26 protein-coding genes and 1 tRNA gene are annotated in these 23243 nt (G+C 71.6%); 20 read left to right on the top strand and 7 right to left on the bottom strand.

Annotated features, from left to right (window positions below; translation table 11 throughout):
• Nucleotides 1-6: 6 nt before the first annotated feature.
• Complete coding sequence (locus ACGFZP_RS10715; RefSeq protein WP_392930786.1) at nt 7-816, bottom strand: protein phosphatase 2C domain-containing protein; 810 nt, start codon at nt 814-816, stop codon at nt 7-9.
• A gap of 1 nt (nt 817) precedes the next feature.
• On the bottom strand, nt 818-1663 hold the full coding sequence (locus tag ACGFZP_RS10720) for a sigma-70 family RNA polymerase sigma factor (RefSeq protein ID WP_392930788.1): 846 nt from the start codon (nt 1661-1663) through the stop codon (nt 818-820).
• Between the two features lie 517 nt (nt 1664-2180).
• On the opposite strand from ACGFZP_RS10720, the gene ACGFZP_RS10725 reads away from it, so the two are divergent.
• The 18 genes from ACGFZP_RS10725 to ACGFZP_RS10810 all read left to right on the top strand — a co-directional run bounded on the left by ACGFZP_RS10725 (nt 2181) and on the right by ACGFZP_RS10810 (nt 15987).
• Nucleotides 2181-2447 carry a hypothetical protein gene (locus tag ACGFZP_RS10725; RefSeq protein ID WP_392930790.1) on the top strand — a complete coding sequence of 89 codons (267 nt, stop codon included), beginning with the start codon at nt 2181-2183 and terminating at the stop codon, nt 2445-2447.
• Nucleotides 2447-2824: a WhiB family transcriptional regulator gene (locus ACGFZP_RS10730; RefSeq protein ID WP_392930792.1), complete on the top strand. Its 378-nt coding sequence runs from the start codon at nt 2447-2449 to the stop codon at nt 2822-2824. Before ACGFZP_RS10725 ends, ACGFZP_RS10730 begins: the two co-directional genes overlap by 1 nt.
• Before the next feature lie 119 nt (nt 2825-2943).
• A complete protein-coding gene (locus ACGFZP_RS10735) occupies nt 2944-3870 on the top strand; it encodes a hypothetical protein (protein WP_392930794.1) in 927 nt (308 codons plus the stop codon).
• Entirely contained in the window at nt 3867-4241 is a 375-nt protein-coding gene (locus ACGFZP_RS10740; protein ID WP_392930796.1) for an RRQRL motif-containing zinc-binding protein, read from the top strand. Before ACGFZP_RS10735 ends, ACGFZP_RS10740 begins: the two co-directional genes overlap by 4 nt.
• A gap of 45 nt (nt 4242-4286) precedes the next feature.
• Nucleotides 4287-4673: an ATPase gene (locus ACGFZP_RS10745; protein WP_392930798.1), complete on the top strand. Its 387-nt coding sequence runs from the start codon at nt 4287-4289 to the stop codon at nt 4671-4673.
• A gap of 20 nt (nt 4674-4693) precedes the next feature.
• A complete protein-coding gene (locus ACGFZP_RS10750) occupies nt 4694-4933 on the top strand; it encodes a hypothetical protein (protein WP_392930800.1) in 240 nt (79 codons plus the stop codon).
• Nucleotides 4934-4951: 18 nt separating this feature from the next.
• Complete coding sequence (locus ACGFZP_RS10755; RefSeq protein WP_392930802.1) at nt 4952-5506, top strand: hypothetical protein; 555 nt, start codon at nt 4952-4954, stop codon at nt 5504-5506.
• Between the two features lie 22 nt (nt 5507-5528).
• Entirely contained in the window at nt 5529-6191 is a 663-nt protein-coding gene (traA, locus tag ACGFZP_RS10760) for a plasmid transfer protein TraA (protein WP_392930803.1), read from the top strand.
• Nucleotides 6192-6331: 140 nt separating this feature from the next.
• Nucleotides 6332-8380, top strand: a complete 2049-nt coding sequence (traB, locus tag ACGFZP_RS10765; protein WP_392930805.1) for a plasmid transfer protein TraB — start codon at nt 6332-6334, stop codon at nt 8378-8380.
• A gap of 200 nt (nt 8381-8580) precedes the next feature.
• The gene (locus tag ACGFZP_RS10770; RefSeq protein WP_392930806.1) at nt 8581-8772 is read left to right on the top strand and encodes a hypothetical protein; all 192 of its coding nucleotides are present in this window, start codon (nt 8581-8583) and stop codon (nt 8770-8772) included.
• A gap of 33 nt (nt 8773-8805) precedes the next feature.
• Nucleotides 8806-9237: a hypothetical protein gene (locus tag ACGFZP_RS10775; RefSeq protein WP_392930807.1), complete on the top strand. Its 432-nt coding sequence runs from the start codon at nt 8806-8808 to the stop codon at nt 9235-9237.
• 14 nt (nt 9238-9251) lie between these two features.
• Nucleotides 9252-9389 (top strand): hypothetical protein, encoded by a 138-nt coding sequence (locus ACGFZP_RS10780; protein WP_392930809.1) that lies wholly within the window; start codon nt 9252-9254, stop codon nt 9387-9389.
• A gap of 1059 nt (nt 9390-10448) precedes the next feature.
• Nucleotides 10449-10604, top strand: a complete 156-nt coding sequence (locus ACGFZP_RS10785) for a hypothetical protein (protein ID WP_392930811.1) — start codon at nt 10449-10451, stop codon at nt 10602-10604.
• Between the two features lie 143 nt (nt 10605-10747).
• Nucleotides 10748-11344: a hypothetical protein gene (locus tag ACGFZP_RS10790; protein WP_392930812.1), complete on the top strand. Its 597-nt coding sequence runs from the start codon at nt 10748-10750 to the stop codon at nt 11342-11344.
• Nucleotides 11345-11675: 331 nt separating this feature from the next.
• Nucleotides 11676-12566: a bifunctional DNA primase/polymerase gene (locus tag ACGFZP_RS10795; protein ID WP_392930814.1), complete on the top strand. Its 891-nt coding sequence runs from the start codon at nt 11676-11678 to the stop codon at nt 12564-12566.
• Between the two features lie 81 nt (nt 12567-12647).
• Nucleotides 12648-13895, top strand: a complete 1248-nt coding sequence (locus tag ACGFZP_RS10800) for a DUF3631 domain-containing protein (protein ID WP_392930816.1) — start codon at nt 12648-12650, stop codon at nt 13893-13895.
• 171 nt (nt 13896-14066) lie between these two features.
• The gene (locus ACGFZP_RS10805) at nt 14067-14405 is read left to right on the top strand and encodes a DNA-binding protein (RefSeq protein WP_392930817.1); all 339 of its coding nucleotides are present in this window, start codon (nt 14067-14069) and stop codon (nt 14403-14405) included.
• Nucleotides 14406-14466: 61 nt separating this feature from the next.
• Nucleotides 14467-15987 (top strand): LacI family DNA-binding transcriptional regulator, encoded by a 1521-nt coding sequence (locus ACGFZP_RS10810; RefSeq protein WP_392930818.1) that lies wholly within the window; start codon nt 14467-14469, stop codon nt 15985-15987.
• Nucleotides 15988-16106: 119 nt separating this feature from the next.
• On the opposite strand, the gene ACGFZP_RS10815 is transcribed toward ACGFZP_RS10810, so the two are convergent.
• From ACGFZP_RS10815 to ACGFZP_RS10825, 3 genes are all read right to left on the bottom strand, one after another.
• Nucleotides 16107-16180 (bottom strand) — tRNA-Pro (locus ACGFZP_RS10815).
• A gap of 100 nt (nt 16181-16280) precedes the next feature.
• Nucleotides 16281-17222 (bottom strand): metallophosphoesterase, encoded by a 942-nt coding sequence (locus tag ACGFZP_RS10820; RefSeq protein ID WP_392930820.1) that lies wholly within the window; start codon nt 17220-17222, stop codon nt 16281-16283.
• Nucleotides 17223-17511: 289 nt separating this feature from the next.
• Nucleotides 17512-18150: a CGNR zinc finger domain-containing protein gene (locus ACGFZP_RS10825; protein ID WP_392930822.1), complete on the bottom strand. Its 639-nt coding sequence runs from the start codon at nt 18148-18150 to the stop codon at nt 17512-17514.
• A gap of 90 nt (nt 18151-18240) precedes the next feature.
• Between ACGFZP_RS10825 and ACGFZP_RS10830 the strand changes: the two genes are divergently transcribed.
• Entirely contained in the window at nt 18241-18693 is a 453-nt protein-coding gene (locus ACGFZP_RS10830; protein WP_392930824.1) for a GatB/YqeY domain-containing protein, read from the top strand.
• A gap of 107 nt (nt 18694-18800) precedes the next feature.
• Here the strand turns inward: ACGFZP_RS10830 and ACGFZP_RS10835 are convergent, their stop codons facing one another.
• On the bottom strand, nt 18801-21068 hold the full coding sequence (locus ACGFZP_RS10835) for a transglycosylase domain-containing protein (protein WP_392930825.1): 2268 nt from the start codon (nt 21066-21068) through the stop codon (nt 18801-18803).
• Nucleotides 21069-21590: 522 nt separating this feature from the next.
• On the opposite strand from ACGFZP_RS10835, the gene ACGFZP_RS10840 reads away from it, so the two are divergent.
• The gene (locus ACGFZP_RS10840; protein ID WP_033333275.1) at nt 21591-21914 is read left to right on the top strand and encodes a WhiB family transcriptional regulator; all 324 of its coding nucleotides are present in this window, start codon (nt 21591-21593) and stop codon (nt 21912-21914) included.
• 150 nt (nt 21915-22064) lie between these two features.
• Here the strand turns inward: ACGFZP_RS10840 and ACGFZP_RS10845 are convergent, their stop codons facing one another.
• Nucleotides 22065-23219 carry an ArsA family ATPase gene (locus ACGFZP_RS10845; protein ID WP_392931035.1) on the bottom strand — a complete coding sequence of 385 codons (1155 nt, stop codon included), beginning with the start codon at nt 23217-23219 and terminating at the stop codon, nt 22065-22067.
• Between the last annotated feature and the right edge of the window lie 24 nt (nt 23220-23243).

Raw genomic sequence — 23243 nt, forward strand, 5'->3', positions numbered from 1 at the left:
CCGCGCTCACGGAATCTGGCAGAACGCGACCGCTGCGTCGTCGCCTCGCTTGTAGCGCGGCCAGCGAGCACCATCCGGGTCCGTGGCCTCGACATCACGCACAGCGGAGATCAGCCCATCGGCGCCGCCCGTTCTCATGGTCGCGAAGACTTCCGGCCAGGAAGCCGCGCCGTAGTTGGTCACCAGGGTGGAAGCGCCGTCCGACATGACCGCGACCGCGCTGACGCCAGCGGCCGGCACCACCCCGGTGACCGCGTGCCTGGCCGCCTCTCCGTTGGACGCTGCTACCCAGTAGCCCTCCGCCGTGTTGCGCGTGAGCCTCTGTGCCGTGACCATGCGGCGCACGCTCTCCGTGTGCTCCGGCGTTCCGGTGGCGAAGCGCTCGGTCTCGGCCCGGAGCTCCGGCACGACGGCGTCCACCCGCAGATCCGTCTTCAGCAGGTACTCGCCGCTGCGCTCGAAGACGATGGGCGAGTCGGCGAGCACCAGGTAGTCGAACTGCTCGCCGCCGGCCCGGAGGATCGAGACCGTCGCCGACGGCGTCCCCGGGTTGGCCAGGTCGCAGGTGGAGTGTAGCGCCGCCACCTGCTCCAGGGCTTGGGCAAGCCCGTCGGTCAGCGGACGCTGGGTGTCGGCCAGCGCGGCCATCAGGTGGCCACCGAGTTGGGCGACGTACCAGGGAACGCCGTGCTCACAGCCGGTGTCGAGTCCGACCGTGCTGAGCCCGTCCAGAACGACGGCCAGCGACGAGGTGGCGCCCACCCAGTCCTCGTTGGCACCCGGGCCGCCGGGCGCGGTGGCAAGAGAGACGCGCATGTTAGGCCTCGTGTCGGTAGATCGGGGTAACCCTGCTGCTCTCCAGAACCTCAAGGGTCTTCGGGTCGTAGCGGCATGAGATGAGTGTGGAGAAGCGCTTCGTCCTCACCTCGCGGTACAGCTCGCCCAGGTGGTTCTCCAGGTAGTGGACGACGCCGTTCGCGCCGATCGCGTGGATGCCGGCGATGTACAGGAACGTGCCCTTGCCGTCGAGTCGGGGTAGCCGGGCCAGGTAGCCGACATCGCCGGCCGTTCCGTCCTCGTCCAGCGGCGAGCGGTACTCGGTCTCGGTGCGCTGGTCCACGAGATGCCAGGCACGATCCTTGCGGAAGCGCAGGTTGTCGTCCCCTTCGAGCACCTGAGCCACGATCGGCGACAGCCTTGGCCCGCAGATGACCACCAGGTGGTCGCGGTTCAGGTTCACGATGCCGGACGGCGCGATCACCTCTGAGTCAGAGTCGAGCTTCAGGCTTGCGAACAGCTTGCGCAGGTGCTCGTAGTTGCTGAGGTCTTCCCTGGTCACGACCTCGCTGGGGTTCTCGTCTTGCGACTTCCCGGCCTCGTACTTGCCGCCGAGGGCCACCGTCATCGGGCCCAAGCCGAAGAACGCGCGCTCCGGGGCGGGGCCGGCGGACGCGAGTTGACCGACACGCCCACGGCTGACACCGAGCAGGGCGGCGATCTCCGTCTGCGACAGGCCCGATGCAGACGCCTCTTCGATGGCCTCGCGGCGGACGCGGGACAGCTCGACTACCCGGTTCTGATAGTCCGCCATCAGCGAGATTGCCGCCTTGGCCCGTTCGATCGGGACGGCGACGTTGGCCACCCGCTCCAGTTCCTCGTGCATGGTCATCCCTTCGCTGCCTAGGGGGGCGAGGCAAGGATACCGCGAGGGGGACTTGACGCCCAGGCGGGCACTGCCTACCTTGGGTATCAGGCAAGCGCGAAAGCCCCCCTAAGCAGCTCGATGGGGGAGCTTCTCGCTTCTCTGACCTGCACAAACGCGCCCACGAATGGCCGGCTTCCGCCGCATCCAGGGCGAAGGGGCCCGGGACAGATCGGGCCGAGGTACCCGGCGCCTGGTCAGTCCGGAGGGCAAGACCGAAAGGTCAAGCCGTCCGCGCCTGAATGGGAGCGCGCTCCCCAAGAGGACGGCATCACGGGCCCTGCATCGCTTCGGCGTGCGGGGTCTGAGCTGTGAACGAGTGACTTTGGCCCGGCCCCTCCGATCGCGGTCGGGCCGTGGCCATGGCTGCTCGTGCACCACGAGAAGCTGTGCCCGCATGAGTCGGACCGCCGCGCATTCCTTGGCTGGGCGCGCGGCGGTCCTGCGGGCTCACCCCCTGATTGGACGAGGTGAACCCATGAAACTGATTGTTGCAGGCAAAGAGGCCGCGACCCCCGAGGAGTTCGCGGAGCTGGCCTTCGGGACCGGCGCGGACTTTGGGTTCGGCGTCGACACGGAGCTGTTCGACGGCAGCACCGACCTGACTGTCGAGGACCGGATGATTCGGCTCGACGTCGCAAGGGCGGTCCTGCGGGACCTCGACCCGCCGGCCGCCCGCTTCGCCTCCGCGCTGATGCACACCGCCGAGCGCCGCCGGGCCCAGACGTGGAAGGCGGCGGCGTGATGACCAAGCCGCACAGCCTCCTCGGCGGTCCGGCAACCCGCACCCCGCACCTGACGGCCCGCCCGGCGGCCACCGTGCTCGCCGAGATCCGCCCGGACGCGGACGGTGACCTGCGCGGTGCCGCCTGCAAGGCCCTCGCCACCGACCTGTTCTACCCGGACCCCGAGGAGATCGGGCCGGACGCCGCTGAGTGGGCCGAACGCCGCGCGAAGATGATCTGCGCCGGGTGCCCGGTTCGCACGATGTGCCTGGCCGACGCGCTGGAGCGCAAGGAGCCCGCCGGGATCTTCGGCGGCCTCACCGAGCGTGAGCGCAACACCCTGCTGCGGCAGGCGGCCCGCTCGCGGGCCCGAGTGAACGCCGGGGTCGCCGGGTGAACGGGCACGGTGTTCACCCGGTGCTCACCGAGGTGCCCACCGAGGCCCAGATCCGCCGAACGTCGCGGGTGATCAGTGCCGGTACGTGGGTGCTGACGGGGGCGGTGGTCGCGGTGAGCATGTCCACCGCCGCTCCGTTCATCGACGCCCACTCGCCCGGCTACGGGACCGGTCCGGTCATGGCGGTTGCCGGGGACGGGTGCTTCATCCTGAGTCTTCAGGCGGACAGCACCCTGTCCCGCTTCGGCGTGAGCGCCGGGCGCTGGCCGGCCGTCTTCCGATGGGTGACCGGGCTCGCCACGGTGTGGCTCAACATCGGGGCCGCCGCGCTGGAAAAGGACCTGGTGGGCGTCGTGATCCACCTGATCCCGCCGCTTCTGCTGTTGCTCGTCGCGGAGGCCGGACCGGCCTACCGGAGGGCCCTGGCCCGGCTCGCGAAGCGGCCCCAACCGCGGCTCACCGCCCGCCCGGCACCGGTCCCGAAGGCGGCCCGGCAGGTGGTGAACGCGCCGCTGTTCACCCTCTCGGCCGTGCCGTTCACCCCGCCCTCGCCGCCTGCCGGGGCGCTGTCCTCCGGCCCCGTTCCGGGTGCCTGGGAAACGCTCCCGGTGGGGCCGGTGAACGCGGTGAACACCGGGCTTGTTCACCCGGTGCCCGCGCCCGTTCACCCCGCCCTGGCCGACCCCGCCGGGCCGACCGCCGACCCCGCCGGGCCGACCGCCGACCCGGTTGCGCCGGCCGTCGACGACGTGGTCGACGGACCGGTGTACACCGACGAGCCGGACCCGGTGAACACCCCGGAGCCCGAGCCGTTCACTCCCGAGCAGGAGGTGAACGCCGACGACGACCGAGTGGACACCGACCCGCCGGAGCCGGAGCGGCTGGACGGGGTGGAGGCCGCCCGTGTGATCGAGGAGTGCTGGCGTGAGCGCGTCCCGCAGCGGGAGGCCGCCCGCCGTGCCACCCGCTCCCCGGCCTACGTGAGTGCCGTCTACAAGCGGCTCGGCGAGCAGGGCACTGGTGACGCCGGGGCGGTGGCCGCATGAGCCGCCCCCGGCACTGGGACCCGTCCGGCGACCGGCACGGCGGCATGCCCACCTACCCGTGGCGCATGGCGCCGCGTGGCCTCTTCACCCGCCGCCAGCTGCGGGCGAAGGGTCTTCGCCCCGGAGGCCAGGACGTCGCCGCGCAGGTCATGTGGCGCTCGCGCTACGGGAGTGCCCGGCTCGCCTGCCTCTACCGGATCGCGCTGGCCCTGCCGGTGCGACCGATGACCCCCGCGCGGGCCGCCGCCCTCGAAAAGGCCAACCGGGCGCGCCGCACCTGCCCCGCCTGCGGGCACGACGCCGGCTACGTGCTCCCCGCGCACCTCGGCACCTGCCTGCCCTGCGCCGGCGCCTCCGCGCTCGCCGCCTGAACCTCCCCCGACCTGCACCGCCGACTCCGCAAGGGGAACGCCGCCATGTCCGTGACCGAGATCAACGTGATCAGCTTCGGGTACCTGCACGGCGCCCCGCCCGAGGCGACCGTGACTGTCGACCTGCGCCGCCACTTCCGCGACCCGCACGTCGACCCGTCCCTGCGCCACCAAAGCGCCCACGACCTCCCGGTCCGCCGGGCCGTCCTGGGCACCCCGGGCATCCGGGAGGCCATCACCGCCGCCGCCCTGCTGGCCGACGCCTACGACGCCGGGCCGAGCGTGGCGCCGCTGACCGTCGCGGTCGGCTGCGCGGGCGGTCGGCACCGCGCCGCCACCGTCGCCATGGCCCTCGCCCGCCGACTCGCCAAGACCGGCACCGCCGTGCACCTCATCCACCGCGACCTCGCCAAGCCCGTCGTCGACCGCTGACCCGACAGACCGGAGGAACCGTGTCCGACACCACCAGCACCACCACGGTCGCCGAGCCCACCCACGCGTGGCTGATCACGCTCCAGTACCCGGTGCCTGCCGGGTTCGCCATCGCGACCCACAACGGCACCATCACCGCCGCCCCCGGCAGCATCCGCCAGCACGTCTACCTGGACATCCGGGACTGGCTGACGCAGCAGCGGCCCGAGCTGGCCCACGGCACCGTCCTGTTCTTCTCGCTGGAGCCGTACCGGCTCTGAACGCCCCGGAGGCCCGTCATGGCCCGCATCCGTACCACCAAGGTCCAGATACCCGCCCAGCGCGGCCGGCGGCGGTCAGGGCCCGCCGCCCACGTCGTCGACCTCGGCCGGGGTACCGCCCCGGTCGTCCTGATCGTTCCCCATCGGCCGTCCCTGGCCGGCCGGGTGGCCGGCGCGACCGGCAGGGCGCTGTGGCGCCGCCGGGTCGCGTGGGCGCCCGTCTGGGCCGGGATCGGCGTCTTCGGGGCGGCCGGTGCACTGTCCGCCGTCCCGGCCGCCGCCCTCGCCTTCGCCGTCCCGGCCGTGCTGCTGCCCGCCGGGCGGGTGTTCATGGCGCGTCGCCACCCGCGTGCGGCTGTCCGTCGAAAGAACCGTGCCCGCACCCGCTCCGTCACCGCCTTGTCGGCCGGCCTTGCCTGGTCCGCGCTGGCCGTCTGGTTCGGCCCGCTGAACGGCCCGCTCGCCGCCGCCTGGCTCGTCGGCACCGCGACCGCCCAGGCGCTCTGGTCGCGGCGCCGCAAGGCCCTCGCCACCATCCCGATCGCGCCCGCCGACACCGCCCCGGTGGACTGAACTCTCTTAAGGAGAAGCACAGATGAGCACTCCTCCCAACATCGGCAGTCCGTTCCCGCCCCCGCGCCGCTCCGGCCCCGCCAGCTCGGCGGGCGGCCCGACGCGTCCCGCTCCGCCCGGCGGAAACCCCGGCGTGGGCGGTGCCGGCGGCAGCGGGGCGGCCGGTGGCAACTCCTACCACTTCACCTACAACCGCACCCGCACCAGCGGTTGGGGCGGGCAGGCCGCGCCCGGCGGCACCGGCCCCGGTCCCGGCACGGGCGGCGGCCTCGGAGCCGCGCCGCGCGGCGGCCAGCAGCAGGGCCCTGGCGGTGCCGGCTCCGGGGCCGCTCGCGGCTACTCGCCGCTCGGTGACCCGGAGTTCTTCACCAACGCGGACGTGCGCGCGTTCTGCGAGCGCGGGCGCTCGGCGCTGATGCAGATCTGCTTCGAGCTGTCGATGGCGCACGAGATCCTGAACGCGGTGCTCAAGGAGGTGCCCGACTCGGACGGCATCCCGTTCGGCGCCCACGCGCGTGCCCGCCGGGTGTCGAAGCACTTCAAGAAGGCCGCCGACGACGCGAAGGACTGCGCCGCCGAGATCGCCCGCACCTACGCCGCGTTCCAGAAGGAGTTCGACCCGGAGATCTCCCGCGTCGCCCGCCCCCGCCACGCCCCGCGCCGCAAGTTCGACTTCGGCGGCTGACCCCTCCCGACCCGGCTGTCCGGGGCGAGGGGCGCGTTCCCCTCGCCCGCTTCCTGGCCGGGTGAGCTGTGCGCGCGTCCCCGCCCCGGCACCGGGCCCCTCCCCCTTCTTTCACCCCTTGGCCTTCAGGGAGGCAGTCCGTGCCACGCCAGCAGCAGCCCGCCGTCCAGCTCGACGGCGGCCAGATCGGCTATCTCCAGCTCGACCCCAACCAGCACTCCGGCGGCGTCGGCGAGTACCTGCTCCACCGGGTCAAGCCCTACCTGCCGCCGTGGCTCGTCACCGCCGGCGCCGGCGTCCTCTCCGTCCCCGCCACCATGGCGTGGGGGTCGTCGGCGGCCGGCGCGGTCGGCCTGACGCTCGCCTCCCTCGGTCTCACCTCGGCGACCTGGTGGGCGGGCAAGAACACCAGCCCGCAGCGCCGTCTGCACTCCGCGATCACGGTGGCGGCCGGCACGTCGTGGTTCACCGCGGCTTCCCTCGCCGGGCCGCTCACCGGTCCCCTGCCGGGCCTGTACTTCATAGGGGGCGCCGCCCTCGCAGGAAGCTGGAACGTGCGGCAGCTGCTGCGGGTCAACGCCGACGGCACCCCGGCCGGCGCCGACGGCGGCCTGCTGGAGAAGGTCGGACTGGCCAAGACCATGGTCACCTCGGCCGAGGTGCAGCCCAACAAGGCGGTCTTCGGGCTCCAGTTGCCCGGCGGGGAGCTGACGCCCGACGACGTGTCCAAGGCCCTGCCCCGCCTCGCCGGGGCGCTGAAGGTCGCGAAGAACGCCGTGCGCCTCAACCCGGACGCGGACGACTCCAGCCGGGCGACGCTCACCGTCGTGCCGCACGACCTGCTCAAGGCCGGTGTCGCCTACCCCGGGCCCTCGCACCCCGGCGGGTCGATCGCCGACCCCGTCCACCTCGGGATCTACGAAGACGGCGGCTGGATGGCCATGTTCTTCCCCGGCGACCCGCAGGCCGGGCGCAACGCCATGCACCTGCTGATCATGGGGATGACCGGGTCCGGGAAGTCCGAGGGCGGCCTGACCGCCCTGACCGAGACCGTCACCCGCCGGGACGTCATCGTGTGGGCGTCTGACCCGGCCAAGGCCGAACAGACCCTCGGCCCGCTGCTGCCCGCGATCGACTGGGCCGCGCTGACGGTGGACGACACCAAGGCCATGATCACCGCCCTGCGCGCCGTCATCCCCGCCCGCACGTCCTGGCTGGCGAAGTACGGCTACAAGCAGTGGGAACCGGCCTGCGCCGAGACGCAGGCCGACGGCTCCCCGGGCATGCCGTACCTGCTCGCCTGGTTCGAGGAAGCCGCCAAGACCATCCGCGAGACCGACGACGACGTGTTCACCGGCATCGCCCAGGAGGCACGCTCCGCCGGCATCACCCTGGTCGTCTCGCTCCAGCGCGCCTCCGGCTCCCAGATCAGCACCGACACCCGCGCCTCCCTCGGCTCGTCGTGGGTGTTCGGCCTGCGCGACGACCGCGACGCCACCTTCGCCCTGCCGGACGAAGCACTGGACGCCGGCGCCGCACCGCAGGCGTGGCGGGACAAGAAGCCCGGCTACTCCTACCTGGTCGCCAACGGCATCCCCGAGGGCGTGTGGGCGACCCCGGGCCGCGCCTACCTCACCCCGGTCGACGCCATGACGTGGGCCGTCGCCGAGTTCGCCGGCATCCGTGCCACCTGCGACCCGGTCACCGCCAAGGCCGCCGCCAACGCGGTCGGCCCCGCCTTCACCCAGCGCACCCGCCACCCGCTCCCCGCCCTGCCCGCCGTGGACGGCGAGGACGACAGCATCTACGAGCAGGAGACCGGCGCCGTGGACTACGACTACGACCTCACCGCCGACAGCGACGACGACGCAGACGGGTGGATCGACCCCGAGGCCGAACTCCCCCCGGTCGAACGAGTGGTGCAGATCGCCCCGCCCGAGATCCCGCCGCGCACCAAGGTGGGCAAGAGCGAGGCCCAGCGCATCATGGCCGAGATCCTCGCCGAGTTCGAGGCCGCCGGACTCACCGAAGTCGGCCCGGCCGACTTCATGGAGCACTGCGACCGCTTCCACCGCACCCGCAGCTGGGTGTCCGGACAGGTCTCCGACATGGTCGCGAGCGGCCGCCTCGCCGAGACCGGCGACGCCGGCCGCTACCGGATCGTCCCGCTCCACCACGCCGCCGCCTGACCACCCCGGCCCGGCCCTGACGTGTCAGACGCGTCAGACACCCCTGACGGCGACAGACCCCATTTCCCCAGGTAACGCGTGCGCGCGAGGGGGTGTCAGACACGTCTGACACCCCTTCTGACGCTTCTGACACCCCACCCGCCACCCGATCGACCGCGCCCCGGGAACCGCACCCGGGGCACCCGGAAGGACCCCGCACCGTGATCGTCTCGATCTCCGCCGCCCTGCTGTTCGGCGTCATCACCGTCGTGCTCGTCCGCGCCCAGCGCGTCAGCGCCGGCAGCGCCGTCCTCGTGTGGATGTCCGGCTTCACCGCCGCCGGCACCGGCCTCGCCGCCCCCGTGAACGGCGCCCTGACCGCCCTCGCCCACTACGTCTCCACCATCCACTGACCACCCGCCAGTACCGCCGACAGGAGAAGCACCGTGGACCACACCACCACCCCGCAGCCGCAGTTCGCCGCCCCGGTGCTCTACACCCAGGACGGCACCCCCTACTACGCCCACCCCGCGCCGCTCACCGCCCCGCCCGCGCTCTACCACCCCACCACCCCGCTGACCGCGCCCGCCCAGTACCCCGTACTCCACACCCCCGCCCCGCTGGCGCAGTACCTGCCCGCCGCCCCGGCGCGCGACCCGTGGCCCGCCCGCCTGCTCGCCGGCGGCATCGGCATCGGCGGCGCCGGACTCGGCGTCGGCTTCCTGCTCCAGACCCTCGCCGCCGCCACCACCGGCCTCGGCCTGCTCGTCGCCGCCCTCGGCGTCGTCTACCTGCTCAAGAACAGCAGCGGCGGGGGCGCCCGGGGCGGCCAGGGCGGCGTGAACGTGCACGTCAACGTCACCAACCGCAACCGCTGACCAGGAGAAACGCCATGTCCCGCATGCGACTGCGCTTCAACGGCTGGCCCCGCCCCGCCATCGAGCTGACCGACACCCCGGACCCCAAGTGTCTGGTCTGCGACAGCCACGGCGTCTGGCCCCTCGATGGCGATCCAGGCCATCTCCGCTGACGGAGCCAGGGTGGGGTGGCCGGCGACCGCTCAGGCAGGTTCCGGGTTGCAGGTAGGTCACGGTGTGGGTGCCATCGGCACAACCCGCAGGTGCGCCAACCAGGATTCGCGCAGGTCACGGCCACACTGAGCCGACCTGGAGCGCTGGACTCGAGCCGCTGGCGGAGGCGCCGCGACTCCGGGCAGTATTTTCGGCATGGCAACGAAGAAAAAGAGGAAGTACCGCCTCCCGGAAGAGCTGGAGAACGAAAAGCGCATTCGCGGGATAAGCGGCCACCTTCGTGACCCGAAGATCAAGGAATGGGCCGAGATATCCCCTTCCGAAGCTCGCGCAATGGATGTCAACTACCGACAGCTGTGCTTCTCGGCGGGATTTGCGCCAGTACCCGGAGGTCTTGGACTCCTGCACGGGACATTCCTTAACGCGAAGGGGCGCCGTGCCCGATTCACACTGGCGACCCATGACTTGGCCTACCATCGCACGTATGCCTGGATTGCTTCCCCGCCAGAGGAAGGGAAGCCCGAGTATGCGGATGTTCCGGACCTGGCGGTGGCCCGATATCCGTACTGGAGGCGAGGGTGGCCTGGCCCTACTGGACAGGGCGGGAGCTGGCCGCAGGGCGACGTGATCCCTTGGCACCCGACCTACCTTGCCGCATCTCCTCGCAGGACAGGGGAGTTTCACCTGCATGGATGGCAGGGGACCTTCGGCCGTGCCGCGCGGGCAGTTTCAGTTGTGTTTTGCTGCGGAGACGGTGGGGCCAAGTGGACGATGCTCGACTGCGATCCCGTTAGTAGCGAGTCAAGGATCGCAATTCCCGGCACCGGAATCGAATTCTGCATGCCGGCTGGCGTCGCTGTAATTCCCGGATGGCCCTTCAGTTTTCCGCCAACTCCCTGCGTGCTCGGGTGCGCCTAGAAAATACCAACCCATCACCAACCTCCGCATGCCTTTCGATAGAGGATGGTTGGGCGCACGGCACCTCCGACAACCGCCGCTCCGACCCGGAGCCGCTCGTCCTCGGCCTTGTCGCCACGCCGGACAGTGTCGCCTCCGCCGTGCACGCCCTCCTGACGGGACGCGCCCACGGCCTCCCGCTCCAGGGCAAGGAAACCCCGCTCGCCTCCCCGGCGGCACTGGAGGCGCTGAGCCGCGCCGACGCCAACGGAGACCTCGACCAGGACACCGCCAGCAGGCTCGCCCGGTACGCCTAACCGACCGAACTGCCCTATCTCCGGCACAAGTTGTGACGGACCCCTCCACACAGCACGATGCCCCGCACCGGCCGTCTCTCTGCCAAGAATCGGCGGCCGGTGTGGGGCCCGACCAGTCCCTTCACAGAGACCAGGACTCCAGCATGCCCGAGTTCGACCGCTTCACGCTCGCGATCGTGGACGACATCTACGACCGGGAGCAGGCCAGCGACGGCCACTCCCGCTACGGCGCCTACCTCGCCCAGCACGCCGACGACTTCCACGATGGTGGCGAGCCGCTCGGCCCGGTGGACTTCGCCGCCGTCGCGTGGTCGGTGGCCACCGCCCCCGTCATGGTCCCCGGTTATGTCGCTGTACGCCCCGACGTCTACCCGCTCACCGTTCACCGCGACTACGAGGGCCGGGCCGTGCTCAGCGCCAAGGTCGGCCTGCGGCACCGGGACCTCACCCGCCGACCCGACAGCCGCTTCCGCCCCCTGGACTGGGAGCGCGACCCGTGGGGACGCCACGACGACCCGTGGCCGGTGCTCGTCGGTCCGGAACTGACCGACCGCCCGGCCGTGCTGGTCGCCGCGACCCTGCTCGTCCCCGTTCCCGACGGGATCCTGCTCCGACCGACCGCCGCCCGGCCCGGCCGCACCCTCACCCACGAGGCCAAGCAGGTGGTCGCGGCGCTTGCCGCCCACGCCAACAGCGCGCTGGCCCCGCTGGTGGACGACCTGCTCGGCGGTGCCCGGTGAGCGCCCCCGCCGCCCTGGCCGCGCTGTTCCGGGCGGCCCGCCCGCCCGCCGCGTGGCTGCCTGCCCGCCGGCCTACACCGAACTGATCGGCCGACAGGTCGCCGCCCGGACCAGCCAGTCCGGGCGCGGCGGCGCCCTTGCCGCCTAACGGCCCCGGCCGTGGCCGCCGCCCTTGACTGGCGCGACGCCTCCCACTTCGACCGCACCCGCACCCTGCCGTGCCGGTGGTGCCGTCGTCCCACCCCGCTGCGCGACGAGCAGCGCAGGCCCGCACACAAGGTCTGCGCCGAGCAGCACACCGCGCAGCTCCCGCCGACCTCTGGAGAGCGGCGTGAACCCCCTCCTGCAACTCGCGCTCGAACTGGCCCGGCTCGGCCTGCCGGTGCTGCCTCTGCGAGCGGGCAAGAGCCCGCTCGGGAACTGCCCGGCCTGTAGGAAGAACGTCGCTCGGCCCGGCGTCGTATGCGGTGGCCGGCCGAACATGAAGGTCCCGGGGCCGTGTGCCTGCCCGGCGCCCTGCCACGCGTGGGCCGCCGCCACCACCGACCCCACCGTCCTGACCAGCCCGCCGTGGGTGCGGGCGTGGCGGGAGGCCGAAGCGGTGGCCTACCACCCGGGCGGCGCCGGACTGACCGTGGTCGATCTCGACCACGCCGACGCCGTCGCCTGGGCCCGCACCAATCTGCCTCCCACGCTCACCGTGGCCACCACCCGGGGCGAACACTGGGTCTACCGGGGCACCATGGCCTCCGCCAACGGGGTCCGCCCCGACATCGACGTCAAGTCGCTTATGCAGTACGCCCGTTGGCTCGGGTACGGAACCGGCATCATGGCCCCGCTGCCCGATGCCGTCCGCGCCCTGGTGGTCGGGGAAGAGGCCAACCGGCCGCCGACGAACGGCGCGCGGTTGGCCTCTTCACCCACGCCACCCTGGAGCCGCACCGTGGCCGCCGGGTGCCGCCACACCGAGCGCTACATCCACACCGGCCTGCAACGCGGCCTCGCCAAGATCGCGGACTGCCCGGAGAGCGGCGCCGGGTCGCAAGCCTTCGGCGTCGCCCGCTTCCTCGCCGCCCAGCACACCCGGTGCCCCGGCCCCTGCGGTCTCGACACCATCGCCCAGCACATCATCAGCGCCGCCGTCGGCGTCGGTGTCCCGCACGACTACGCCACCCGCGCGGTCGACCGGGGCTTCGCCGCCGCAGGTGCCCACGCTGCCTGACCTGCTCGAAGCGGGCCGCCGCATCCGTCCAAAGACCGGCGGCCCGCTCCACTCCAGCCCAACCGAACCGGAGAGGCCAGCATGACCGATCCCACCCCGCCCGTCACCACCGAGGACGGCGCCGCCGTGCTCGACGCCGTCGAAGCGTTCCACCGCCGCTTCAACGTCTTCCCCAGCGAGGCCGCCTACACCGCTGTCGTTCTGTGGGACGCGCACACCCACCTGCTCGACACCTTCGAGTCCACCCCGCGCATCGCCTTCCTCTCCCCGGAACCCGGATCCGGCAAGACCCGCGCCCTGGAGATCATCGACACGCTCACCCCCCGGTCGATGTTCACCACCGACGTCTCCCCGGCCGCCCTGTTCCGCTCCGTGTCCGACCCCGACGCCCGGCCCACCGTGCTGTTCGACGAGGTCGACACCACCTTCGGGCCGAAAGCCGGCGGCAACGAAGACCTGCGCGGCCTCATCAACTCCGGCCACCGCCGCTCCGGCGTCGTCCACCGCTGCGTCGGCGACGGCAGCACCCAGACGGTCCAGGCGTTCCCCGTCTACGCTGCCCTCGCCATGGGCGGCCTCGGCGACCTGCCCGACACCATCATGAGCCGCTCGATCATCATCCGGATGCGCCGCCGGGCCCCCAACGAGCAGGTCGAGCCCTTCCGCGAGCGGACCACCGCACCCGAGGGGCACGCCCTGCGCAAGCGGCTCGCCACCTGGGCGGACTCCGTCCGCACCACCCTCCAGGACACCGTGCCCGAGATGCCCGACGGCGTCACCGACCGGCCCGCCGACGTGTGGGAACCCCTGCTCGCCGTCGCCGACGCCGCCGGCGGCCACTGGCCCGAGCGCGCCCGCGCCGCCTGCGTCCAGCTCGTCACCGCCGCCAAGGCCAACGACAAGGGCAGCGTCGGCATCCGCCTCCTGTCCGACCTGCGGGACATCTTCGACGGCGCCGAACGCATGCTCAGCGCCGAACTGCTGAGCAGGCTCGCCGAACTGGACGACGCCCCGTGGGCCGACCTCGACGGCAAGCCCATCACCGCTCGCGCCCTCGCCCGCATGCTCGGCGACTACGTCACCGCCGACAACGACCCCATCAAGCCCCGCAACATCAAGACCGGCTCGAAGAGTTCGGCGAAGGGCTACTACGCCTCCGACCTCGCCGACGCGTGGCTGCGGTACTGCCGCCCCCTCCCCTCCGAGGGATCCGCTACCGCCGCTACTGCCGCTACCGCGCAGGTCAGGGCCCTGTTCCCGGTAGCGGATACGCCCGAGGTAGCGGATACCGATCCGCTACCCGCCACCCCGGCCGCCGCCGCACCGTAGACCGTCCGCCGCTCCCGCCAGCACTGGCGGGAGCGGCACCAATCCGCTACCGCTACCAAATCCGCTACCAAAAACACGCCCCTGACCAGGGAGGTAGCGGCAGTAGCGGCAGTAGCGGATCCCTGAGAAGGAGGGGGCGAAGCCCCGTCACCGTCGATCTGGAGGGCCCTCATGTCCAAGGGCAGGGGTCAACTGCCGTCGCTGTACTACCCGGCCGACATCGCTGCGGCCATCGGGATGTCCGAGTGGTGGGTGAAGGAGCAGGCCCGTCGTGGGCGGATCCCCTTCACCAAGCCCGGACGCGCCTACCGCTTCACGGCCGACCAGTTTGCCGAGATCGTCCGCATGTACGAGGTGCGGCCGGCGCTGGGGGCCACGCCGCAGGCCAAGATCACCGCCGTCGCCGCCCCGAAGGCGCCGGACCGTGACCCGCAGCAGGCGCGGCCCGTGGTTCGACTTCGCGCGCGGCCGCCGCGCAGGGCGGCGCTGCACCAACAGGACGCTGCCTGACCACACCCAAGTGCCCGCCCGGTGGTCTCACCGGGCGGGCCCCTACTTCCGAGAGATCACATTGGGATACGGCGAGAACCGTGGCGACTACTGGCGCGCCCGCTACAAGATCGCACCCGGCAAGTACGGGACCGTCCTCGACACCAACGGGAAGGCGGTCCGCTACAAGACCAAGCGCGCGGCCGAGAAGGCCGCATCGGTCGCGGAGGAGGAGGCAGCCAAGGAAGCTGCTCAACCACCCGCCGCTTCGGGCCCTGAGCGGATGACGTTCGGCGAGTACGCCAGTGCCTGGTACGAGGACCAGGACCTCGCCGCGTCGACCATGCAGAACTACAAGAGGCACATCGAAGAACACCTGCTCCCGGAGTTCGAGGACGTCTTCCTCGACGAGATCACCAAGGGCGCGGTCGACGCATGGGAGCGTCGGGAACGTGAGCGCGACTACGCGCCGAGCAGCATCAAGACGTGGCGCGGCACGCTGCACCTGATCCTCGCCGACGCCGTCGATGCCGGCCTGCGCGACTCCAACCCGGCGAGCCGGCGGCGCGGCCGGGGCAAGCGGGCAGGGCGCTCGCGCAACCGCAGCCGCGAGAAGGTGATCACCACCGGGCTTGGCATCCTGCTCATCGCCGAGCGAACCGCGCTGCTGTCGGGCCGGGACGACGAGTTCGTCGGCGTCGTGCTCAAGGGCTACACGGGCATGCGCTGGGGCGAGATCGTCGGGCTCGAAGCTGAGTTCATTCGCCCGGCGGCCGTGCGTGTCGAATGGCAGCTGTACGAGCTGGACTCCGGCGAGATGCACCGCTGCCCGCCCAAGGACGACTCCTACCGGACGATCGATACCCCGTCCTTCCTGTCCGGCCTGCTCGCCGGGCAGGTGGTCCGCGCCGGTACGAAGCCGTGCGAGTGCCACGGTCGGCGGTACCTCTTCAGCGGACACGGCGCCGCTAACGGGGCCGCCCGCCGGCCCGGCACGAAGCTGGTGGACGTTGCCCGCGTCGCCGGTGTCTCCACCGGCACGGTCTCCAACGTGCTCAACCGCCCGCACGCCGTCGCCCCCGACACCCGGTCCCGGGTGGAGAAGGCTATCGCCGACCTCGACTACATCCGGTACTGGCCGTCCGGTGAGAACGCCGCGCACTGGCGCCGGAACGGGTTCGCCACGTGGCTGTTCCATCCGGCGACCACCGGCTGGTACCCGAAGAAGGCGCCGGAGGAGGCCCGGCCGGTGCCGCTGCTGGCCGAGCCGTGGCCGGGCATCCCGGCGCGCGGACGGGGAGCCGCCGGCCGGGCGGAGGCGTGCTGGCCGCCGATCCAGCGCGGTCTTACACCCCACGGCCTGCGGCACACGCACAAGACGATGATGGACGGGTTCGGCACGCCGCCGAAGCTCAAGGACGAGCGGATGGGGCACGAGGACGGATCGGTCCAGGCCCGCTACTCGCACATCACGGCCGAGATGCGGAGCCGGCTCATGGACGACCTCACCGCCGTATGGGACGTGTCACTCGAAGCCCGCCGGCGGATGTCGCCGGGGTCGCCTGTGGGGGTGCTCGACACCTTGCTGAGGGCCGGTCAGTAGGAGCCCGCCGGGAGATCGCCCGGAGCGGTTTTCTCCCAGAATTCTCCCGAGAGGCTCCGGAAAGCCAGTCAGGGCCGGTCTCCCTTGCGGGAGACCGGCCCTGAGCTGGTCTTACTGGGTCGGGGTGGCGGGATTTGAACCCACGGCCTCTTCGTCCCGAACGAAGCGCGCTACCAAGCTGCGCCACACCCCGGTCCTGCTGTTTGTCGCTCCGTCTCCTTCGCGACGAGTAGAACTCTACCGGACGCTCGCCGAGAGACGAAATCCGATTCCCGGAGAGCGTCCGCCGCAGGTCAGCGGGGTGGAGTGAGGGTGAGCAGGGTGGCCTCGGGGGGGCAGGCGAAGCGGACCGGGGTGTAGCGGTTGGTGCCGCAGCCGGCGGAGACGTGCAGGTAGGAGCGGCGGCCGCCGGCCTGGTGGGTGGAGAGGCCCTTGACCCGCTTCGCGTCGAGGTCGCAGTTGGTGACCAGGGCGCCGTAGAAGGGGATGCAGAGCTGGCCGCCGTGGGTGTGGCCGGCCAGGATCAGCGGGTAGCGGTCGGCGGTGAAGGCGTCCAGGACCCGGAGGTACGGGGCGTGGACGACGGCGAGCGAGAGGTCCGCGTCGGCGGACGGGCCGCCGGTGACCTCGTTGTAGCGGTCGCGCCGGATGTGCGGGTCGTCCAGGCCGGTGAACTCCAGGTCGAGCCCGTTGATGGTCAGCCGACCCCGGGTGTTGGTGAGGTCGAGCCAGCCGGCGGCGTCGAAGCCGTCGCGCAGCTTCTCCCACGGGTTGTGCACGGCGCCGCTGATCCCGCGGCCGGCCGTGCCGTCGGGGTTGTTCATGCCGTGGACGCCGCTGCGCATGGCCTTGAGGTAGCGGGCCGGGTTCTTTCGGGCGGGGCCGTAGTAGTCGTTCGACCCGAAGACGTACACGCCGGGGAACTCCATCAGGGGCCCGAGCGCGTCCAGGGCGGCGGGGACGCCGAGCGGGTCGGAGAGGTTGTCGCCGGTGTTCACCACCAGGTCGGGACGGAGCCCGGCGAGGCTCTGCAGCCAGCGCTGCTTCTTGTCCTGGCCGTTCACCATGTGGATGTCGGAGACCTGCAGTACCCGGACGGGACGGGCGCCCCGGGGTAGGACGGGGACCTCGATCCGGCGCAGCCGGAAGGAACGCACCTCGTACCCAACCGAGTAGGCGAGGCAGGCGGCGCCGGTGGCGGCGATTCCGAGGGGGACGGAGTACAGCGGTCGCATCGCTCCATGCTCTCAGACGGCGGATCAGCTGGTGAACGTCCGGTGGGCGCGGGGGGACACGCGGGCGTACTCCATGCGCCCTCGGTGCGGTGCGGGGCCCGGCGGCCTCCGGGGCCGGCGCCGCCCGCCGGTGCGTGCGCGGCCGGGACCGTTCCCCGGGGCCGTCGGGGCGGCTGCGCAGCCCGCCCGCGGAGCCTTCGCAAGCCTGGACGATCCCGCCGACCCGTTGGGCGAGTCGGCCGCCGGGCGGCCCCTCCCCGGGGCCGGCCCGCCCGGGTGGTCGCGGGGGTCAGCTCTCCTCCCGGCCCCCCGGATGCCCGTCGGCGTGGTCGCGCCGGGCCCGCAGCGCCCGGACCTTGTGCCGGTTGCCGCAGCGCTCCATGGAGCACCAGCGCCGTCGGCCGGGCCGGGAGGTGTCGACGAAGAGCAGTCGGCAGTTGTCGCCGCCGCACTCGCGGACCCGGTCCGCGTGCGGCCCGGTGAGCAGGGCGATCGCGTCGCGGGCGAGGGTGGACACGAGCTGGTCGCCGTCGGCCGGCAGCGGCGCGGCGGCGGAGCCGTCGGGGCCGATCTGCGGGACCAGCGGGGGGTGTGCGGCGGCCCGGTTGAGTACGGCGTAGTCCGCTGCCGCCCCGGCCTCCCCGTGTGCGCACGCCTCGGCGAGCCGCCAGAGCGCGTCGCGCAGGGTCCGCGCGGCGGCGAGCTGCTCCGCGCTGATGGCGATCCGGTCGGCCGGCTGCCGCAGCCGCGACTGGGGCAGCCACGCGGCGAGGTCCTCCGGCCGGTGCAGCACCTCGTACCGCGCGTAGGCACCCGGCCCACCGGTCACCAGCAGTTCCAGGCAGAGCGCCCCCGGATCGAAGCGGAACCGCGCGCCTCCGGGGGTGGTCAGCACCAGTCCGGAGGCCGGTTCGTCGGAAGCAGTCATGTAACCATTATGAGGAGTTACAGCTGCTCGGGGGGAGGCTCCGGGGTTAATGCCGGGCGATCGAACGGCGCAGGTGGGAGACTCGGGCCCATGACGACGCTCAAGGCGCAGCTGCAGGAGGACCTCACGGCTGCCATCAGGGAACGGGACGAGCTCCGCTCGTCCACCATCCGGCTCACGCTCGCCGCTGTCACCAGCGAGGAGGTGGCGGGCAAGGAGAAGCGGGAGCTCTCGGACGGTGAGGTGCTGAAGGTGCTCGCCCGCGAGGCGAAGAAGCGCCGGGAGGCCGCCGAGGCGTTCGACAACGCCGGTCGGGCCGCGCAGGCCGACCGGGAGCGGGCCGAGGGCGTGGTGCTCGACGGGTACCTGCCCAAGCAGCTGTCCGACGAGGAGCTGGCGGCGATCGTGGCCGCCGCCGTCGCCGAGAGCGGTGCGACCGGGCCGCAGGGCATGGGCGCCGTGATGAAGCTGGTGAAGCCGAAGGTGGACGGTCTGGCCGAGGGCGGCCGGGTGGCCGCCGTGGTGAAGGCCGCGCTTTCCTGAGCAGGCGCCGACGCCCGGCCCGCTGACGTGGCCGGTGCCCACGGCGAAGGGGCGCCCCCCGAGTGATCACTCGGGGGGCGCCCCTTTCCATTCGCTGCGTCAGCGGGTCAGTGGTGGCCGCCGCCGTTGCCGTTCCCGTTGCCGTTTCCGTTCCCGCCGATGATCCCGGGCGGGAGGGTGAACCCGCCGCCGATCATCCCGCCGGCGTTCGTCGCGCCGCCGGGGTTGCCACCGCCGGGGTTGCCGCCCGCAGGGTTGCCGCCGGCCGGGTTGCCGCCCGCCGCGTCGCCGCTCGGCGGGGTGGCGCCGGCAGTCGGGGTGGCGTTGGGGTCGGGCTTGGGTGCCGGGTCCGGGATGTTGACGGTCTGGAAGCTCTCCTTGGCGGAGCCCTTCAGCGCCTGGTCCATCGCCAGCTTCCAGATCGGGCCGGGGCCGGTGGCGCCGAAGACGCCGTCGCCGCCGTAGTAGGTGTCGCCGATCTTGATGTTCTTCATCTCCACACCGCCGGCCGGGCCGCCGATCCAGACGGCGGTGGCGAGCTGCGGCGTGTAGCCGTTGAACCAGGCGGCCTTCTTCTTGTCGGTGGTACCGGTCTTGCCCGCGATCTGGCGGCCGTCCTCCAGGCCGAGCGAGGCGCCGGTGCCCTTCTCCGTCACGTTGAGCAGCACGGTGTTGAGCGCGTCGGCGGTGCTCTCCGACATCGCCTGGCTGCAGCTGGAGGCCGGGACCTTGATGTCCTTGCCGTCCACCGTGGTGATCTTGTTGACCGCGATCGGGGTGCAGTACTTGCCCCGGGCGGCGAAGGTCGCGTAGACGTTCGCCATGGTCAGCGGGGACATCTCCTGGGTGCCCAGGGTGATGGCCGGGACGACGTCCAGCTTGTCACCGCTGGCCCGGGTGGTGATGCCGAGCTTGTTGGCCATCTGCTTGACCGGGCAGAGACCCATCTCGGCCTCCATCTGCACGAAGTAGGTGTTGACCGAGCGGGCCATCGCCTCCTTCAGCTCGTAGGGGCCGATCTCGCTCTTGCTCTCGTTAGGGACGAACCGCTTGTCGCCCTTCTCGGTGTTCTTCCAGGTGCCTTCGCAGGTCTTCATCGTCGGCCACTCGATGCGGTTCTCCGACGGGTACGCCTGGGTGGGGGAGATCCCGGACTCCAGCGCCGCGGCCGCGATGATCGGCTTGAAGGTCGAGCCCGGCTGGAAGCCGTTGCCGCCGCCCATCGCCGCGTCGACGTTGAGGTTGACGACGGTCTGGTTCTTGTTCGGGTCCAGGCCGTACGGGCGGGTCTGGGCCATCGCCAGGATCTTGCCGCTGCCCGGCTCCATCATGGTCGCGGCGGCCGACACCGAGTCGGTGACCTTGACCTTGCTGGTCACCGCGTTCTGGGCGGCGGCCTGCTTGTCCGGGTCGAGGGTGGTGTAGATGTTCAGGCCGCCCTGGTCCCAGAACTTCTTGCGCTCGGCGGCGGTCTTGCCGAACACCGGGTCCTGCTTGACCACGTGCCGGACGTAGTCGCAGAAGAAGCCCATCCCGGCGTTGGCGGTGATGCAGCCGTTCTGCGGGTCCTTGTACTTCAGACCCAGCGGGGCGGCCTTCGCCTCCTTCGCCTGGTCGGCGGTGATGTGCTTGTTCTCCAGCATCTTGTCGATCACCACGTTGCGCCGCTTCACCGTGTTCTCGGGGTAGCGCACCGGGTCGTACTGGGAGGGGTTCTGCACCACGCCGGCCAGGGTGGCGGCCTCGGCGACGGTCAGGTCCTTGTTGTTCTTGCTGAAGTACCGCTGGGCCGCCGACTCCACGCCGTAGGCCTGGTGACCGTAGAAGGTGATGTTCAGATAGTTGGTGAGGATCTGGTCCTTGGTCAGATCCTCCTCCAGCTTGATCGCGACCTTCAGCTCCTGGATCTTGCGGCCCAGGGTCTTGCGCTGCGCCTCCAGCACGGCGGCCTGGTCGTCACCGGCCTTCTCGACGTTGACGTTCTTCACGTACTGCTGGGTCAGCGTCGAGGCGCCCTGCGAGGCGGTGCCGCTCTCGGCGTTCTTGCTGGCCGCGCGGAGCACGCCCTTGAGGTCGACGGCGCCGTGCTCGTAGAAGCGCGCGTCCTCGATGTCCACCTGCGCCTGGCGCATATAGGGGGACATCTGGTCGGCGGTCAACACCGTGCGGTCGCGCTCGTACACCTTGGCGATCAGGCCGCCCTTGGCGTCGAAGATCTGGGTGGCCTGGGTGAGCGGCGGGGTCTTGAAGTCGTCGGGGATGTTGTCGAAGCTCTCCGCGGTGTTCTTCGCGGTGAGCCCGAGCGCGCCGACGGCGGGCAGGGCCATGCCGGCGAGAAGGACTCCGGAGAGCACGCTGACACCCAGGAACTTCACTCCGTGTCCCGCGAACTCGAGCGGTGACCCGCGGCGCCGGCCGCGCGGAGCTCCGTTGTTGCCTGGGCTCTGGGATGCCTGGGGGCGCTTCGGTGCCATGGGGAGAACCCTACGTCGCCGAATACCGCACAGAGGCGCAGGTGTTCGCCTAGGCTTGTCACAAGCTTGCGACAGCTTCGGTGCGTCAACATCGCTCACTCTTGTGAGTGATGAGGTTTGCCCGAATTGCCCCCCAATGGGCTGCTTTTGAGGTAGCTGTCACCTGCTGTGCCCCTGTTTTTGGTGGCGCTCCGTGACGACGCGCGTGGCTAGAGTGGCGCCCGTGTTCCTGGCAAGGCTTGCGACCTGCGATCACTCCAACGAGTGAGCTGAGTGATACCCATAGTCCAATCGGGTCATTCGAGATTGAGCCCGAAGGGGCTGTTGCAAGCTGTCGTTCTTCCGTAACGTCCTCAACTGGCAACGGTGAATATGCCGTTGCCGCCGTGGGGGAGCCTCGATTCGGGAGAGGACGGCGCCGGCATGGGCTGGGTAGACGACTGGAGTGCGCAGGCCGCCTGCCGCACTAGTGATCCGGACGAACTGTTCGTCCAGGGGGCGGCGCAGAATCGCGCCAAGGCGGTGTGCAGCGGGTGCCCCGTCCGCACGGAGTGCCTGGCGGATGCGCTGGACAACCGGGTGGAGTTCGGGGTCTGGGGCGGTATGACGGAGCGCGAGCGCAGGGCGCTGCTGCGCCGCCGTCCGACGGTGATGTCCTGGCGGCGGCTGTTGGAGACCGCCCGCACGGAGTACGAGGAGTCCCTCGCCACCGGCGTGATACTGACGGACTACGCCCAGGCGGGCTGAGCACCGGCGTCCGGACGGACCGTCCGGCATACACCGCGCCGCGCCATAAGGCGCCGCACCACACAGCGCCCGCCGACCTGCACGGATCCGCAGAGCTGTACGGATCCGTCGGGCTGCACGGCCACCGCCGTGCCGCATGGACCCGCCGCGCTACACGGCACCGCTCAGGCGGTCCCCGATGGCGCGCAGCCCCTCCAGGTCGTGGACGTCCCCGGGCAGTGCACCGACCTCGACGATCGATACGTCCGGGTACACCGAGACGAAGCGGTCGCGGGTGCGACGCTCCCTCGTGAGGATCTGCATCCGCTCGGCGTGCAGGCGCAGGAGTCCGGCGGCGAGCAGTTCGGCCTCGGGGGAGGCGTTCTCCGAACCGTTCTCCTCCAGTGCCTCGGCCGCTGCCAGCGCGCGCTCGGCGGTCAGCTGCGGGGCCCCCGTACCGTGCACCCGGTTGAGCACCAGGCCGGCCAGCGGCATCCGGTCGGCCGCCAGCCGGTCGACGAAGTACGCCGCCTCGCGCAGCGCGTCCCGCTCGGGCGCCGCCACCACCAGGAACGCCGTACCCGGCGCCTTGAGCAGCTGGTACGTCCGGTCCGCGCGCTCCCGGAAGCCGCCGAACATCGAGTCCATCGCGCTGACGAAGGTCTGTACGTCGGTCAGCAGCTGGGCCCCGAAGATCTTGCCGAGGGTGCCGGTGAGCAGGCCCATCCCGGCGTTGAGGAACTTCATCGCACTGCGCCCGCCGACCTTGGCCGGCGCGGTCAGGATGCGGATCACCTTGCCGTCAAGGAAGGACCCGAGCCGGTTCGGCGCGTCCAGGAAGTCCAGCGCGGAGCGGGACGGCGGGGTGTCGACGACGATCAGGTCCCACTCCTCGGCCGCGCGCAGCTGGCCGAGCTTCTCCATCGCCATGTACTCCTGGGTGCCGGCGAAGCCGGCCGACAGGGACTGGTAGAAGGGGTTCTCCATGATCGCCTTGGCCCGCTCGGGCTCGGCGTGGGCCAGCACGACCTCGTCGAAGGTCCGCTTCATGTCGAGCATCATGGCCTGGAGCTCGCCCTCGCCGGTGACGCCCTTGACGACCCGGGGGGTGTTGTCCAGCTCGGTCAGGCCCATCGACTGGGCCAGCCGGCGGGCCGGGTCGATCGTCAGCACGACGACCTTTCGGCCGCGTTCGGCCGCCCGCAGCCCGAGCGCCGCGGCGGTGGTGGTCTTGCCGACCCCGCCCGAGCCGCAGCAGACGATGATCCTCGTCCCCGGATCGTCGATCAGCCCGTCCACGTCGAGACGGCCGCCGTTCCCACGCATCGCGTTGCCCCGCCCACCCTGCCC

The sequence above is a fragment of the Kitasatospora sp. NPDC048239 genome (assembly GCF_043202015.1).
Classification (GTDB): domain Bacteria; phylum Actinomycetota; class Actinomycetes; order Streptomycetales; family Streptomycetaceae; genus Kitasatospora.

Coding starts and splice junctions, on each gene's coding strand:
- ACGFZP_RS10715 (WP_392930786.1), bottom strand. CDS start 816: ATGCGCGTCTCTCTTGCCACCGCGCCCGGCGGCCCGGGTGCCAACGAG.
- ACGFZP_RS10720 (WP_392930788.1), bottom strand. CDS start 1,663: ATGCACGAGGAACTGGAGCGGGTGGCCAACGTCGCCGTCCCGATCGAA.
- ACGFZP_RS10725 (WP_392930790.1), top strand. CDS start 2,181: ATGAAACTGATTGTTGCAGGCAAAGAGGCCGCGACCCCCGAGGAGTTC.
- ACGFZP_RS10730 (WP_392930792.1), top strand. CDS start 2,447: ATGACCAAGCCGCACAGCCTCCTCGGCGGTCCGGCAACCCGCACCCCG.
- ACGFZP_RS10735 (WP_392930794.1), top strand. CDS start 2,944: ATGTCCACCGCCGCTCCGTTCATCGACGCCCACTCGCCCGGCTACGGG.
- ACGFZP_RS10740 (WP_392930796.1), top strand. CDS start 3,867: ATGAGCCGCCCCCGGCACTGGGACCCGTCCGGCGACCGGCACGGCGGC.
- ACGFZP_RS10745 (WP_392930798.1), top strand. CDS start 4,287: ATGTCCGTGACCGAGATCAACGTGATCAGCTTCGGGTACCTGCACGGC.
- ACGFZP_RS10755 (WP_392930802.1), top strand. CDS start 4,952: ATGGCCCGCATCCGTACCACCAAGGTCCAGATACCCGCCCAGCGCGGC.
- traA (WP_392930803.1), top strand. CDS start 5,529: ATGAGCACTCCTCCCAACATCGGCAGTCCGTTCCCGCCCCCGCGCCGC.
- ACGFZP_RS10780 (WP_392930809.1), top strand. CDS start 9,252: ATGTCCCGCATGCGACTGCGCTTCAACGGCTGGCCCCGCCCCGCCATC.
- ACGFZP_RS10790 (WP_392930812.1), top strand. CDS start 10,748: ATGCCCGAGTTCGACCGCTTCACGCTCGCGATCGTGGACGACATCTAC.
- ACGFZP_RS10800 (WP_392930816.1), top strand. CDS start 12,648: ATGACCGATCCCACCCCGCCCGTCACCACCGAGGACGGCGCCGCCGTG.
- ACGFZP_RS10805 (WP_392930817.1), top strand. CDS start 14,067: ATGTCCAAGGGCAGGGGTCAACTGCCGTCGCTGTACTACCCGGCCGAC.
- ACGFZP_RS10820 (WP_392930820.1), bottom strand. CDS start 17,222: ATGCGACCGCTGTACTCCGTCCCCCTCGGAATCGCCGCCACCGGCGCC.
- ACGFZP_RS10825 (WP_392930822.1), bottom strand. CDS start 18,150: ATGACTGCTTCCGACGAACCGGCCTCCGGACTGGTGCTGACCACCCCC.
- ACGFZP_RS10830 (WP_392930824.1), top strand. CDS start 18,241: ATGACGACGCTCAAGGCGCAGCTGCAGGAGGACCTCACGGCTGCCATC.
- ACGFZP_RS10840 (WP_033333275.1), top strand. CDS start 21,591: ATGGGCTGGGTAGACGACTGGAGTGCGCAGGCCGCCTGCCGCACTAGT.
- ACGFZP_RS10845 (WP_392931035.1), bottom strand. CDS start 23,219: ATGCGTGGGAACGGCGGCCGTCTCGACGTGGACGGGCTGATCGACGAT.